This is a genomic window from Gelatiniphilus marinus (genome assembly GCF_042684345.1).
GTDB lineage: Bacteria > Bacteroidota > Bacteroidia > Flavobacteriales > Flavobacteriaceae > Gelatiniphilus > Gelatiniphilus marinus.
The window spans coordinates 889,943-904,248 of sequence record NZ_JBHULK010000001.1; the positions used below are offsets into that span (position 1 = coordinate 889,943).

The window sequence follows — 14,306 nt, forward strand, 5'->3', positions numbered from 1 at the left end:
TTATCCACATAGCATAAAGCCATAGGATAACACAGTTTTTGTTTAAAAATCAAATTAAATAGGTCTCGTCAATCTTGAAGATTTGCCTAATGACGAGTGGTGGTTTGTATTCTTCGTAAGAAGACACATTGTTATCTAAACCTTCGAAAAGGTTAATATAGGTATGAACAAATGACGCTATGAATACTTGTTGCTCAAACGTAATTTTGTCAACTTGTAATTGAAGTTCGTCTTGACCTTCAATTGCTAATTGTTTATCATCGCAACAATTTTTCTTGGTAATAGAACATCCATCAGTAGAAGGTTTTTCCATTTCCATTCCGCAACCTTCGGTTTTATGGAAAATAGCCGTTTCCACTAAAGTATCTCCACAATAATGCATATTTACAGTAAATGACAACGTAGAAAATAACACTACGAAAGCCATTGCTAAAGACATTATTTTATGGAATATTTGTTTCATTTGTGACACAAAGTTACGAAATTTTAACAACTATTGATTTTGTTTAACAGAAGTTTAGTGGTTAGAAAATTAGATAAATCACCATTTACCCATTTTAGAAAGTACTTTTTTATACTTCAGCATTTGTATGTCATCCTTACAATAAGGGTGTTCTAATAACTCTTTTAGCTTACCAATAAATTCTTTGGAAACAAAACCTTTTTTCTTTAAAATCTCAAATAGAATTAGAGCTTGTTCGGCTCTGTATTTAGCTTTTTTGACAAATTCCTCACCATTTTCTGGTTTTTCATAATGATTTTGAATATCGAAATGTTTATCAATATCGCCTTTATAACCAATTAATAGTTTTTCTGCATTCTGTTGGGTTACTCCATTTGTAGTGAATACATAGTCTCTATCTTGTGTAAGACGATTAATTCTTGTTTGGCCATCTGCATAGTCATTAGGATGAATTTCTAAATAATGTGAGCGGTCTAATGGTAAAGTTATTACTGCTCTTGGGTCATATAACCCTTGAAAACGATTTGTTTCAAAATGCCTGATGGATACAGGATTATCGCAAGTTATGAGAGGTGCATTCGCATCATTAATTTTTATAACATTAATAGTACAGTCATATTTATATTTTACAAAATTCCCCCATTGTTCTAAATGGTTTACTAAAAAAACCGTTCTTGAACGTTCGTTATGTTCTTTTTTTACAGCTTCAATATCATCAATGTGAAACTTTATTTTTTCACCATATAAGTTCATTTTTATCATTCCTTCTTCATCTGCTGTATGAGCCGCTTTATCAAAAATTTGATTATTCATACTCCGTTGAAGATTTAAAATTCTTGGTGTTCTAAAATATAGTGAGAGACAAACGTAGAGTATCTGTACTTTTTGTTCTTGGGTTACCGTTAAAGCTTTTTCATCAATAAGCAGGGAATAGACCTTTTGAAATTCACTATCTACATTTTCAGCGTAATGTTTTTCTAAAGCATATTTAACCTCATCTGATTGTGCCGGTATTGTATAAATGTTCTTCTCAAAACAAATATCTTTTGTACTTATTTGTTCTAATAATATATCATCATCTAACTTGTAAACATCAACAAAATAGTTTCTTTTTCTACCTTCAATACCAAAGTTCTTTAAATATGAACGTGGAATATAATGTTGTTTTATAGGGTTTGACATACTCTATTTTACTTTGTTTAAAGGCATTTCCTTACTACCTATTTTATCTAATAAACTTTCGATGTTGTTTATTATCTCTTTAAAAAACTGTGGATTATCAAGTACTATTTCGAATCTATTTTGTGAAGACACATATTCCTTTAGCGTAAACCGACCTTTGCTAAAACTCTTAATATTATTGAACTTTTTATCACTATTATTGACGGTATCGTTGTTTTTAATTATACCCTTATGATGAACAACTAAATTACGTACTTGTCTAAAATTATCGATAAAACTCCATTCAGGATTGAGTACCGAAAAATCAACTTTAGCTGACTGCTTTAAGAACTTCTTTACCTTATCAATATCATTATTACCTTTTAAGTCATCTACTCTGTAGTCTGTTTGTTTATAAGATGCAAACCTGTCGCAACCACGCTTTAAAACATCTTCAAAAAAAGAATACAGTTGTATGATTTGAGCATTTCTATAATTTTTGATATAAACATCATTAAACATAAAAACATTGTCAATAAAGGAATCTTGTATATGGTCTAAATATTCTTCTGAAAACTCCGATTTATCTTCTTCTTTAGATTTTTGAAAATTATCATATTCGACCTCAATATTTTTCAATTCCATTTCAAAATGAGTTTCCATATGATTCATATAATCTTCAATTAAATGGAACTCAAAATGGATAAACCCAAAACCCATTATAGATGCAAGTGTTTCTTTTCTTCTTAATCTTGACATATCATTCTTTTATAAAAACCATAAAGCATCTTTAGCATCATCTGGAACACCATTATTAAATCGTGGTGCTATTTGTGCTACCATTTCTGGATATTTTATTGTTATTGGTACATTTTGTTGTCGAAGCGATTTCCAATATAATCTGCTAAACTGATATACTTGTGTCAATAATTCTAACACTACATCTGCATCTTCAAAAGCATCTTCATCTGGACTACTTATTTTAATTTTTATTGGAAATGGATAGCCATCTGTATCTGCATAGCGTTGTGAATTGAGATAACGTGCATTATTAAATAGCAAAAATTGGTTTTCGTTTATACGAATGTATGTACCACTTACTGGCATTAGTTTTTTATTCCAATTAAGGTCGTAAGCAATAATATCTTCTGCTTCTGTTTTATTAATGTTTAGAATGTATAAGGGTACTTTTAAGCCTAAAGTATGCATCCCTTTAATAATAGGTTGTAATTCTTCATAGCTCATTTCTTTATAAAAATGAATCACTACTTTATCTGCTTCTGCAACCGATGTAAAATCTCTTATGGCTTTACATATACTACCTGCTAAAAGGTCTGTTTCGGTTTGGTCAAAATATTCAAACTTTCTAAACAAGCCATTGTTTTGAAAACTAAAGGCACTTGCGATGTAACGTCTGTTTTCGCCTTGATTTGTAAATGCACCAACTCCTATTACTAATTCTTTTTTATCTGTTACTGCGAGCTTCCAAGGTGCACCACCTAATTTGGCGTGAATTGCCAATGCCATATTTTGTAATGAGAATTGGAAGTTGTATTGATTCTCGATATTAACCACCATTTTTTCATAATCTACAACCTGTGTAACAATGCCTTCATTTAGAAATAGTTCTTTGATTTGAATATAGATTTCTCGGTCTTCTGGATTTGGTGTAAACTTATCGAAAGGACTTAAATAGAAAGCTGCATAACGTACAGTATCGTGGTCGAATGAAAGGTTTTCTAACTTTTCTGTAATTTCTGGAATTGGGTCACTTTCGTTGGTAAACTCTATAAAATGCTCTTTAGAAGTTGAAGCCTTAATGTTTACATAAGCCTCAATCCCTTTAAAATATTTTTTATCCGCTGTAACACCAGTTTTAAGGTTGTTGTAAAAGGTTTTAATTGCTTCTTTATGTGAAGTATGGTACACAAAGAAAAACTTAATGTTTTGGTTGTTTGGTCGTTTGTATGGGTTAAGGTTATTCATTGCCAATTTAGGCACTAAATGGGTTTTTTTATTACCGTATTGGTCTTTACCAAATTCTAACAAACCTAATTGTGGGTCAATGTGATTGATACGATTGAGTGGCACATCTATAAATGCATCGTTTTTAAACGGAAAAATGGCTTTAAAATTTTCTTTAAATAGATAGTTGGTTGCAAAATTATTAATGAGCGCAACATACTTTTGGTATTTATTAGCTGGTCTTAATGGTTCTTCAATAGGTATGTTTAACGCTCTGGCTAATGGCAAACTAAAAATTGGGAATGCTTTATCAAACTCAATAGTATTGTAAAATTCTTCTTTTTCCTCTGTGTCGAGGTTCATTTGATAATTGAAAATAGTTTGTCCATATACGCAACGTTTTATTACCTCCGAATCCTCAATATCCTTAACAGACGTTGTAAGGACTTTTGATGTGCCATCGTACGATACAATAAGTTCTGGTAAGTCGGTTAATTTTGCAAATTGTATTTTAAATGAGAATTTATAATACAAATTATAATGCTCTGTATTCCCTTTTTTGGAAGGCATCCAAACCTGTACATCACCTACAAAGTTTTTGACAACTATATATTCTTTAGATTTAAAATAAGTTCTTAACTGATGTTTTAAATATTGCTTGTAGATTCTTAATTCCCTACCATCTACTAAATTTAGTTTAATACTTGGTGCGTTAGGTATTTCATCAGTAAAAGAGGTGTAAATTTCGTCTGTTTGCGATAAATCTGTTTCAGGAAACGCCTCTAATATTTGTTTAGAAAACTTTGATTTATGGATTGGGTGGTCTCCTTCAATATCCTCTAACGCTAAAAATATTGTAGGCGTACTATTGGGCCATTTGAAGTTAAGTATATTGGTTTTGAGGTGTTCTTGCATAGACTATTATTTTTTTGTCAATCTATTTAAATTTTCTTCCGCTATTTTGAGGATTTCCGTACGCTCTTTTTCATTTTTTAGCATTAGTACTATTTGTTCTGACATCCATAGCTTAATTAATTCGTTCTCGTCTTCTTTTAAAGTTTTAGCAAATGCAACTACTTGTTCGCGTCTTGCTATACGATTTCCACGTTCTATTTTGCTTAAATAGGCAACATCCATATTTAGGTTTGCAGCCATTTCCCTTAATAGTAAATTACGTTTTTCACGCAATGAACGTATGTACTCTCCAAACACCATAATAGAATTATTTAGACTTGTCAAATTTTGTCTAATTTAAGAAAAGGAAAGAAAGAAGTAAGAAAAAGATATTAACAGTTATTAACAAGGGAATGAGGAAGTTAAGGATTTAAGGAAGTCCTATCAATTTTATCCTTAAATCCTCTAAATCCTGAATTATGTTTTTGCAGGATTTGAATAATTATTGTGTGCTTCTCTGTGTATTAAACCTGCTTCTACAAATTTGGTAATATAGCCTTCTGCTGTTTTATGTGGGATGCTCTGTTTAGTGGCATAATCTAAATAATCTTGTCTGGTAAATTGTTTTGGTAAACTTTCCAGAAAACGTTCTTTTCTGTTTAAACGTTTTACTGTCCTTTGCTCAATTGGTAAGTCGTTAAACACTTTACTACTATGTTTCACTAAAATCGAAATAATTATGAGCGCATTTTCAAAATCAATATCCTCACATTCTTTAGTTGCATTAACATCACCATCTTCCATAATACGAAATGCTGTAAAAAGCATCATAATCCTAAATGCAATTAAGCCTAACCGCCTAATGGTAGCAATATATTCTTCTGGTTGTAGATTGATGTATTTTGTTTGTAAGGATTCAAAAAACGTATTGAATTGCTCTTGTTGAGCTGTGGTTAACCTAATTTCAATCTCTGGATTATTTTTAAGCGTTTTATACAGTCCTAAAAACTCACTACCTAATTGGTTGTAATAATCATCTAAACCTACATTATTGTTGTTTTTAAATACATTTTTCCAAGTCGGCTTGATATTCATATAATAAAACATAAAACGACTAAACAATCCATTTTCAGCATTAGGAATTAAAGTCGCTACTTGTTTAGGTGTACCAGATAAAACTGTAGATAAACAAGGTTTTTCAATATCTACATATTCTCTATCAGTTCTACGATAATAACTTATGGTTTCGTGATGGAATGCTTTACGAAAACCATCGGAATAATTACCGTAATCACTTTTAAAGGCTTGAGCTAACGTATCACCTTCGGTTTCAAAAATTAATCCTTTACCTTCATTATCTGAAATTAATTGATATACACCTGTTACACTATTATTGGCGGGAATAAACAACATTCGTTCTGGCGGTTTACTTGGTTTTTCCAAGTTTTCATCTTTGCCCTTGTTCATATTATAAGTAGCTGTTTCTGACTGAAACTGTTGCTTTAATATTTTTGCTTGTTCTCGCTTTAGTTTATGCACAGGGTCTACCAAATTTTTAATTTGGTTAAGTCTGCCTTTACCTGCCGAAGCTGGTGCAGTTACAAATAAGTATAAATTACTGAATACTTTTCTTTGGTCGTAAATACCAAATAATTTTGGGAAACAAGCACTAAATGCTGTTAATGCGCCTAATAATAAAATGTCCTTTTCTTCCTGACTACTTGCAGGATTTACAACTTGTTGTAAAAACTGCGGTAATGTGTCAAATACCTTTTCTGGTATTGTTGGCATTGTTTGTTCTGGTGCATCAACAACGGTTGCAACATTTGTAGCAATCTCGTTGTTGTAATGTTGCTTCATCGGTTTTATACCTGCTTGATGCGCGTGATGATAAAAAGTTGCAATACTTATTCCGTGTCCTTTTGCATTTAGGCATTTATTGAATTGTTCATCACATTCTTTAACATCGTAACCTGAATAATTTTTACTTATTCGGTGGAAATAATCTCTACCAGATTCTCCATATTCTTCAGCTAAAGCAAAGCCTAAATCACGCCAAGTAGCATAATTACCTGTTATGTCTATACCAGATTGTTCAATTGCTGTAATATAGGATTCTATATCACTATTAGCAACAGCAACAACATTTGTTGTTGCCTTGTTGCTTGTTGGTTTTTGTTGTTCTTTTGGAACTTCTAACCAATCTTTTGGGTTAAATATTTTGCTCATAATGTTTGATGTCTTTTATGTAAAAAGGCTGTTGGGTCGTATGGTAAAAAACAGGCTCTGGAAACGTCTTTACCTGACTGGTCAACCTCAATGTTATAATTGTGTTTTATGTAATTTGCTACCGCTGTGAAATACTCTGAATGTGTCACTTCTGAAACATCAATCCTGATAATCCATTTTAAGCCATCTCCAGATGGTGAAATGAAAAGCATTTCGGTTTCAAAATATTCATCGTTTAACAATTGTGTTTTTAACTCTTGCAGATTATCTAAATGGTCAAAATCAATAGTTAATAGGTTAGAATGCTGTAACAAGTTACTATCGTTACGCTTTTCAAAAGTTCCTGAAAAGGTTACGTAATCAAAGTGATTCGCTTTGAATTTACGAGCTTCTTTTACATCTGTAATTAATCTTAAATCTTCGGTTATCTTTTTGTATTTATCACTTGTGATTAATTCAAATACTTGATGCAATCGCATAGTTTCCGTAGGAAACACATTGCGAACAGGTGCTTTGAAAAAGCTACAGTTTGCATACCAGGAATCGTCAGGTTCATTAAGCCATTCTAATTCGTCTTTCTCCTGAATCTCTAAATTTAGATGTAGCTCTTGATTTATCTTTTGAAATAATTCCTGTTCATTGGTTATTCTAAAATGGTATTGTGCAAAATCGAATACATCACCTTTAAAGTCTTCTAATTCTGTATCTCTATGCGTTGCAATAACACCATCAATATGAATACGTAAGGTCTCTTTACCACCGTTAAACGGATTGCGAGTTATCCCACAGTCCCTTCCTTTTAAAGAAAGGACTGTTTGATTAGGATAATACTGTCTCAACACATAAGCATAAATCTTTAAACCATAATGTGTTTTTTCTAATATTGCTTCTCTATTTACCTCCATTGTATTTGAAATTATGGTTGTAATAATTATCTTGAAGCAATTGCTCTATATCAGCAACTTTGTAATAGAACTTGCCTTTTATTTTACTGTAAGGCAATATTCCGTTGGTTCTAAATGTTTGTAAAGTTCGCTTACTAATGCGTAAGGTTTGCAATACATCTTGATTGTCAATCCACGTATCTTTCAATACTTCTGCTCTCGATTGTCGCAACAACTCGATACGTGCTTTTAAGTCCTTAATATCTTGCGAGAGCGCCAAGATTAAATCGATTATCTCCGTCATAACTTTACCGCTCCTTTCTTAATTAGGTAATCGGCAGCTTGCTGTTCGATTTCATCTTGTGAATCCACACGGTTACTTAATAACCATTGTTCTAATTCAACTCTGTTAAAATAAATTTTCTTACCATTCGGTTTATAATGTGGAATGGTTCCTGTGCTTGTAAGTTTGTATAAATGGGATTGTGATAATTCCAAAAACTTACACGCTTCGTTAAAACTTAATACGTTTTTTACAATAATGTTTCTGTCTAAAACGTGTTGTTCAATAATTTTGAGACGTTCTAATATTTCGTCCATAACTAATAAAATTTTAGTTTATAGTAAATGGACATCTGGCCAAATGTCATTCTTGGTTTTCAAGAACAGGACAAAGGTTTAAAATTGGCTTTCCTATTTTAGTAAGAGTGTAAAGCAAGAGTAAGACAACAGTAAGGTTTCTTACTATTCTTACTGTTTTTTATTGCAGTTGTTGAATAATATTGTCTATTTCTTCCTTTTCTTTTGGGTTGTGGACTTTGTTTTTGTGAAGATTATTTGCTTTTAAAGGTGTATCTGTTTTAGTTCTAAATTTACCAGAACGTTCTATTACCGTAGGATTGAAACCATTGAAAAATGGTTTAAGTTTTGTTACGAGGTAACTAAACTGTGTAGTTTCGCATTGAAGATAAATTTGGAAATCTACTACTGTAAAATCTTTAGATAACAATAGTTCTTGCAATTGCTCAACAGTTGAACGATTATCTAACAAATCAATTTTTAGGTTTAATTGCTTTAGTACGGTTAATAAGGTTGAGGTGTCTTTGTTTTTATAACCAAATGAGGTTTTTGGTTTTGCTGTAACTCTCGGTTCTTTTTTAATAACTGTTTTTTTTGTGTTCGCTTTTTCTATCTGGTTAATGTCAAACGTTGTATCATTAAAATACTTTTCAGCTATTTCTAAAATTGTGAAGTTTAAATTTTCTGAAAACTGTCCATATTGTTCTTGCAGTTCAGCATATAAACGGATTGCAGATACTTTTAAGTAGTTTATGATATAATTGTCATCATTATTTAAATCTGCTGTTACTCCTCTTTTATTGATATAAGTTGAAATGTCATTTAAGTACTTATCAAATTTGTTAAGCAGAATAGTAAAGCTGTATTTATTTTCTGGAACTGTAGCATTTTTAGGAAATTCCTTTACAAATGATACTACTGTCTTTTCTGTTTCATTAAATATTAGCTTTTGGTAGTATTCCTTTTTCGCATTTAAAGGCTTTTTAAAGTTTACTTTAAAAACAGCGTTATTGGCTTTTGGATTCAATTTTAAATCAGACAATAGGTATTTAAAATCCTTTTCCTGTCTATTATCTCTATGTAAGCCATTGGTTATTGAAACCAAACTTGAAAATATACTTCCTTTCATTATAAATCCAGTTGAATACGGTTAGCAGCTTCTTTCTTTTTATCATCAATTACTTTTGCATAAATCTGTGTAGTTCTTAATTCTTTATGACCTAATAATTTTGATACAGTATATATGTCTGTTCCTAAAGTAAGCTGTAAAGTAGCATAGGTATGACGCGCACAATGGAAAGTGATATTCTTTGTAATACCTGCTTTCATCATCCATTGTTGTAGTTTCAAGTTAGACCAGGCACTATAATGTAAACCTTGAAATACTTTTTCTTCTGGTTTCCCTTCTTCTCCTAATAATTCTCTTGCTTGGTCTGATATTGGCAAGGTTTCAACACCTTTGGTTTTCTTTTGCCTAAATCGGATATAATATCCCATTTCTTTTGAGTGCTGAATTTCTAACCATATAAGTTTTTCAATATCTGACCAACGTAATCCGGTTAAAGCAGAAAAAATAAAAGCACTCTTTAAAAGAGGTAGTTCACATTCTGTATTAACAGCTTTTTGTAATTCATCAAGCGTTAAAAATTCACGTTGAGGTTCACCTTGTTTAAAATACTCCACACCATTAGCAGGATTTACTTTTAATATACCATCCTTTACCGCCTGTTTTAATGCAGCTGAAAATTTACCGAAATACGAATATTTTGAATTTTGAGACAGCTTTTTACCTGCTCTACCTATTGCATCTTTATCTAAATATTCTTTGAAACGCTCAACAAATGATTTGTCTATGTCTTGAAAACTAACATCAGTTGGACAAAACTTTTTTAAATGTTTGAGCATACTATTCCAATTCCCATAATTGCCAGAGCTTGTATTTTTCTTTTCTGCTAAAGCTGTGATGTAAGTAATAAAACTGCCTTTTAGCTTTTCAATATCTTGAAAGCCATAAATACCATTTTGAATTTCTATTTGTCGCTGTGCACATATAGTTTCAGCCAATTGTTTGGTTTTCTTATTAACTTCTCTTTCAGTTTTGGTTTTAGGATTAGGTGTAAGGTATAAGCGTAAGTATTCTGTTTTACGTTTGCCTTTATGATAGTAATCTAAATACAGACTTATTTTGTCGTTCTTCTTGCGTTGTCTTAATGTTACTTTCATAATGGAATTAATTAAAAAGGTTTTCTATTTGCCATCTGGCCACAATACGCTTTCTACCAAAAGGAACTGCTTTTAAACGTCCTTGTTGTATCATTCTTTGAATGGTCCATCTACTTACTCCAATAAGTTGTGAAGCTTCTGTTACGCTTAAAAAATCCTTGTTATTTACAGCATTAGGATTGTGAACTTCAACAACTTGTTTTTGCTGTTGCATATCTTTAGTAAGAGTAGCTTGGATTTTTTCTTGACGTTTGCGTGCCTTATAGGCTCTTTTTGCACAAGTATCGCCACAGTATTTAGTAACTGTTGTACGTGCTGTGAAGGCATTACCGCAATGCTTACAAGTTTTAGGAATGAATAAATTACTGCTCATAAATGGTGCTTTATGTAGCGTAATGGTGCAACGTGGTGCGTTATGGTGCATCATTTCGCCAATATCTTCGCCAACAGAAATGGGCAACAATTCTATATTTTAGGCAACAGATATACAACAAATTTAATTAAAAAAGAGCAAATAAACAACAAATAAAAGAAGATAAAATACTATAAAGTCAACAATAACAAGGGATTAACAAATAAAAGAAAGAAAGTTATTTCCCTATACAAAAATTAGCAAAAATATTACCCAATAAATCATCGTTGGTTATCTCTCCTGTTATCTCACCAAAGTGGTATAATGCCTGCCGAATATCGATGGCTAAAAAATCTCCTGAAAGCCCTGTTTCAAGACCATACTTAACTTTCTGAATTTCCTGAAAGGCTTTTAACAAGGCGTCATAATGTCGTGAGTTGGTTATAATGGTTTCATTATTTCTTAGCGATCCGGTATTGATTAATTCGAGAAGTGAATTCGTCAATTGCTCTATGCCAAAGCCAGATTTAGCTGATAATAATTTAATCTCTGGAATTTCAGATTGTATTTTAGCTATTAAAACATCATCTACCTTATCAATCTTATTTGCTATTACAAGAAGAGGTTTTTGGGGGTATTTGTTTTTAATTTTCTCTAATTCTACTTTTAAAACCGAACTCTTATCATTAAAATCATGTGCATCAAACAAATAAATAACCACTTGAGCTTGATCGATTTTCTCGAAGGTTTTTTTAATGCCTATACTTTCAACAACATCTTCGGTTTCACGGATTCCTGCAGTATCTATAAATCTAAATCCTATGCCTCCAATTGAAATTTCGTCTTCAATAGTATCGCGCGTGGTTCCAGCAATTTCAGATACTATCGCTCTATCTTCATTTAATAAAGCATTTAATAAAGTAGATTTACCAACATTAGGTTCGCCAACAATAGCCACTGGAATTCCTTCTTTTATCACATTACCCACAGCAAAGGAATCTATGAGTCGCTTCAAGACTATGGAAATACGTTCGATTAAATCTTTAAATTGCTTGCGATCTGCAAATTCCACGTCCTCTTCGGCAAAATCGAGTTCCAATTCTATTAACGAAGCAAAATTTAAAAGTTCTTCGCGAAGTTTAGCGATTTCACTCGAAAAACCACCGCGCATCTGTTGCATGGCTATTTGGTGTGCGGCTTCGTTATCGCTAGAAATTAAATCGGCCACAGCTTCGGCTTGGCTCAAATCCAGTTTGCCGTTTAAAAAGGCCCGTAAGGTAAACTCGCCCGCAGTGGCCATTCGGCAACCTTGTCGTAAAAATAATTGAATAATTTCCTGTTGGATATAATTGGAGCCGTGGCAAGAAATCTCGACTACATCCTCACCGGTATAAGAATTTGGGTTTTTAAAAATGGACAGCAATACTTGGTCAATGGTCCTGTCTCCATCCATAATATGCCCCAAATGGATGGTGTGCGTTGCCTGTTTGCTTAATTGCTTGCCCGAAACCGATTGGAATTGTTTTTCGGCTATACCAATGGCCTGTTTGCCTGAAATTCGAATAATGGCAATGGCGCCCGCGCCCGAGGGTGTAGCCAAGGCCACTATGGTGTCTTGATTTATCATGATGCAAAAATAACAAAAACGCTTTGCTATTCTTAACACCAAAGTATAATATATTTAAACTGATTTTTAGCTAATTATAGCATTTTTAACAAAGTTTGTTTCATTAAAGAAAACAAAAACTTCTGTTTTTATTGATTTTGTATGAAAATTGGCTTAATTAGAGTTTCTTAAAAAAACAACTACCAAAAAAAGAAAATACTTAATTGATACTGGTTTACGCTTAGTTGCTTCACATCTTATTTTATCTGTACTCCATTTACATATACCACTGAATTTTTGCTTCTTGAAGTTGCATTTTGTTTTTTATTGTAAACCTTATCATATTTAGCAATACTATAATTTAGACCTTCTTTGACATGTAAACCTGTTTTATTTACGTAATTACCGTTATCATCTTTAGCCAAAACAGTTAAATAGGAATATTCGTTTGCAACTTTAGTAGACAAATCTGGGTCATTTTTCAATTTAGCAATTTCTAGCTTAGAAAAAAATTCTTTTAACTCTTTTGCATACAAATCAATCTTTTGGTCATCTGTCTTTGCTCTTAATAATTTCTCATAAAACTCTTCTTTGTGCTCCAAGTTGTTTTCTTTAACGACCTTTATTAAAACATTGACTCTTTCTAACTCTTGTTGCCTATTAGTTTCCAATATTCTTTTAAGTAATTGTACTTTACTATCTATTTCAAAAATTAACTCATCATGGCTTAGTTTATCATCAAGTTCAAAATTGCTATAATCTATTTTAAAAGATGGGGTTTCAACTATATTGTTATCCTCAAAAGCTTTTTTTAAATACTCTAGATAATATGCATCAGGCTCTCTTAAAACTTCTTTATTGTCTTTACAGGAAATTAGACCTATAAAACATAAAAGAACAACGTAATAACTAAATGTTCTATTTTTCATTACTATTAATTATTTATTATACAATTGTTTTTAATAACTCTTCCCATTATAAACATTAACTGAATGCATATCGCCTCCAATACCATCAAAATGCATGTGATAAGTAACGGTAGCCCCTGAAATTGCTACTCTTTGTTCTATAGAAAACCAAAATTTAGCAAATACACTAAGACGCTCTGCGCCATCTGGCACTAAATTTGGCCCGTGTCCAACTATGTTGCAGGGCATATTATAATTTGGACAAGAAGGGCTTTGGTCATAATATATTGTTTGCGGGTAGCTATTAATCCTCGTGAAATGCTTATGAGCGATATAAGAATATGTAATCCCAACCCCGCCAGTACCTTTTTCAAAATAGTAATGACTAACACTAAGTGGCCCATTACTAAAAAATATATTGGCATTAAGCGTATAAGTACCTAAATAAAATTCTTCAAAAGAACTAAACATTTAATATTGAATGTTACCACTATAGCTGCTTTGTGAGAAATTAAAATTATAACTAATCACAAATACAAAAACCATAAAATATTTCTTATCTAAGTACATAATTTATTTTTTTACGTAAAGAAAAAAAAAAAAAAAATGAAATAAACAAATTTTTATAAGAAAAATATAAATATAATGAAAGATTTATTATACTACAAATACAATACTTATTTTATTGTTTATACAGTTTTTTAAGTTAAAAAAAAGAATAATGCCACAATGAATTTTTTCAATAGAACTGTTTTATTAAAGGCACACCTTTAAAATCAACCTATTTCTCGATATAAGTATACGAGGCATGCTTCACTCAGCTGGGGTTTCTTTAGTTTTATTTTGGCTTTTGGCAAAAAACAAATATTTCAACTTAAATCCCCGCTTTTTCGAGAATGAATATCTCAACGGGAAACTCGACGCCGGCTCTAGGTTTTTTTTCAATTAAATAAACCAAAAATAAATATCTGATATGTTTTTAAAAGTTATTTTATCAAAAAAACCAACCTGCTTTTTTGAAGGTTTACAAAAAACACAACAT

General features: G+C 31.6%; 15 protein-coding genes. All 15 read right to left on the reverse strand.

The window, feature by feature from the left end; all coding sequences use genetic code 11:
- Positions 1 to 49 precede the first annotated feature (49 nt).
- Positions 50 to 463, reverse strand: a complete 414-nt coding sequence (locus tag ACFSQS_RS03770) for an HYC_CC_PP family protein (RefSeq protein ID WP_388053061.1) — start codon at positions 461 to 463, stop codon at positions 50 to 52.
- A gap of 78 nt (positions 464 to 541) precedes the next feature.
- Positions 542 to 1,645, reverse strand: a complete 1,104-nt coding sequence (locus ACFSQS_RS03775; protein ID WP_388014323.1) for a DUF4238 domain-containing protein — start codon at positions 1,643 to 1,645, stop codon at positions 542 to 544.
- Positions 1,646 to 1,648: 3 nt separating this feature from the next.
- A complete protein-coding gene (locus ACFSQS_RS03780; protein ID WP_388014326.1) occupies positions 1,649 to 2,383 on the reverse strand; it encodes a hypothetical protein in 735 nt (244 codons plus the stop codon).
- Between the two features lie 9 nt (positions 2,384 to 2,392).
- A complete protein-coding gene (locus ACFSQS_RS03785; RefSeq protein ID WP_388014329.1) occupies positions 2,393 to 4,504 on the reverse strand; it encodes a Piwi domain-containing protein in 2,112 nt (703 codons plus the stop codon).
- A gap of 6 nt (positions 4,505 to 4,510) precedes the next feature.
- Entirely contained in the window at positions 4,511 to 4,828 is a 318-nt protein-coding gene (locus ACFSQS_RS03790; RefSeq protein ID WP_388014332.1) for a helix-turn-helix domain-containing protein, read from the reverse strand.
- Between the two features lie 132 nt (positions 4,829 to 4,960).
- Complete coding sequence (locus ACFSQS_RS03795; RefSeq protein WP_388014335.1) at positions 4,961 to 6,712, reverse strand: DUF3987 domain-containing protein; 1,752 nt, start codon at positions 6,710 to 6,712, stop codon at positions 4,961 to 4,963.
- Positions 6,709 to 7,554, reverse strand: coding sequence for a BT4734/BF3469 family protein (locus ACFSQS_RS03800; RefSeq protein ID WP_388014338.1), 846 nt, complete (start codon positions 7,552 to 7,554; stop codon positions 6,709 to 6,711). Before ACFSQS_RS03800 ends, ACFSQS_RS03795 begins: the two co-directional genes overlap by 4 nt.
- 49 nt (positions 7,555 to 7,603) lie before the next feature.
- Positions 7,604 to 7,900: a helix-turn-helix domain-containing protein gene (locus tag ACFSQS_RS03805; protein WP_388014341.1), complete on the reverse strand. Its 297-nt coding sequence runs from the start codon at positions 7,898 to 7,900 to the stop codon at positions 7,604 to 7,606.
- The gene (locus ACFSQS_RS03810) at positions 7,897 to 8,196 is read right to left on the reverse strand and encodes a helix-turn-helix domain-containing protein (RefSeq protein ID WP_155087805.1); all 300 of its coding nucleotides are present in this window, start codon (positions 8,194 to 8,196) and stop codon (positions 7,897 to 7,899) included. Before ACFSQS_RS03810 ends, ACFSQS_RS03805 begins: the two co-directional genes overlap by 4 nt.
- 160 nt (positions 8,197 to 8,356) lie before the next feature.
- Positions 8,357 to 9,304 (reverse strand): DUF6617 family protein, encoded by a 948-nt coding sequence (locus ACFSQS_RS03815; protein ID WP_388014345.1) that lies wholly within the window; start codon positions 9,302 to 9,304, stop codon positions 8,357 to 8,359.
- The gene (locus ACFSQS_RS03820) at positions 9,304 to 10,398 is read right to left on the reverse strand and encodes a phage integrase SAM-like domain-containing protein (RefSeq protein WP_388014348.1); all 1,095 of its coding nucleotides are present in this window, start codon (positions 10,396 to 10,398) and stop codon (positions 9,304 to 9,306) included. The genes ACFSQS_RS03815 and ACFSQS_RS03820 overlap by 1 nt, the downstream gene beginning before the upstream one ends.
- Before the next feature lie 7 nt (positions 10,399 to 10,405).
- Entirely contained in the window at positions 10,406 to 10,858 is a 453-nt protein-coding gene (locus ACFSQS_RS03825) for a helix-turn-helix domain-containing protein (RefSeq protein WP_388014351.1), read from the reverse strand.
- Positions 10,859 to 10,988: 130 nt separating this feature from the next.
- On the reverse strand, positions 10,989 to 12,377 hold the full coding sequence (gene mnmE / locus ACFSQS_RS03830; protein ID WP_388014354.1) for a tRNA uridine-5-carboxymethylaminomethyl(34) synthesis GTPase MnmE: 1,389 nt from the start codon (positions 12,375 to 12,377) through the stop codon (positions 10,989 to 10,991).
- A gap of 236 nt (positions 12,378 to 12,613) precedes the next feature.
- Entirely contained in the window at positions 12,614 to 13,285 is a 672-nt protein-coding gene (locus tag ACFSQS_RS03835) for a hypothetical protein (protein WP_388014357.1), read from the reverse strand.
- A 30-nt stretch (positions 13,286 to 13,315) separates the two neighbouring features.
- Positions 13,316 to 13,513, reverse strand: coding sequence for a hypothetical protein (locus ACFSQS_RS03840; RefSeq protein ID WP_388014360.1), 198 nt, complete (start codon positions 13,511 to 13,513; stop codon positions 13,316 to 13,318).
- Between the last annotated feature and the right edge of the window lie 793 nt (positions 13,514 to 14,306).

Bases quoted from the DNA above. Each gene is read 5' to 3' on its own strand.
- ACFSQS_RS03820 (WP_388014348.1), bottom strand. From the start codon at position 10,398: ATGAAAGTAACATTAAGACAACGCAAGAAGAACGACAAAATAAGTCTG.
- ACFSQS_RS03840 (WP_388014360.1), bottom strand. From the start codon at position 13,513: ATGCCCTGCAACATAGTTGGACACGGGCCAAATTTAGTGCCAGATGGC.
- ACFSQS_RS03770 (WP_388053061.1), bottom strand. From the start codon at position 463: ATGAAACAAATATTCCATAAAATAATGTCTTTAGCAATGGCTTTCGTA.
- ACFSQS_RS03815 (WP_388014345.1), bottom strand. From the start codon at position 9,304: ATGAAAGGAAGTATATTTTCAAGTTTGGTTTCAATAACCAATGGCTTA.
- ACFSQS_RS03775 (WP_388014323.1), bottom strand. From the start codon at position 1,645: ATGTCAAACCCTATAAAACAACATTATATTCCACGTTCATATTTAAAG.
- ACFSQS_RS03805 (WP_388014341.1), bottom strand. From the start codon at position 7,900: ATGACGGAGATAATCGATTTAATCTTGGCGCTCTCGCAAGATATTAAG.
- ACFSQS_RS03810 (WP_155087805.1), bottom strand. From the start codon at position 8,196: ATGGACGAAATATTAGAACGTCTCAAAATTATTGAACAACACGTTTTA.
- mnmE (WP_388014354.1), bottom strand. From the start codon at position 12,377: ATGATAAATCAAGACACCATAGTGGCCTTGGCTACACCCTCGGGCGCG.
- ACFSQS_RS03780 (WP_388014326.1), bottom strand. From the start codon at position 2,383: ATGTCAAGATTAAGAAGAAAAGAAACACTTGCATCTATAATGGGTTTT.
- ACFSQS_RS03835 (WP_388014357.1), bottom strand. From the start codon at position 13,285: ATGAAAAATAGAACATTTAGTTATTACGTTGTTCTTTTATGTTTTATA.
- ACFSQS_RS03795 (WP_388014335.1), bottom strand. From the start codon at position 6,712: ATGAGCAAAATATTTAACCCAAAAGATTGGTTAGAAGTTCCAAAAGAA.
- ACFSQS_RS03785 (WP_388014329.1), bottom strand. From the start codon at position 4,504: ATGCAAGAACACCTCAAAACCAATATACTTAACTTCAAATGGCCCAAT.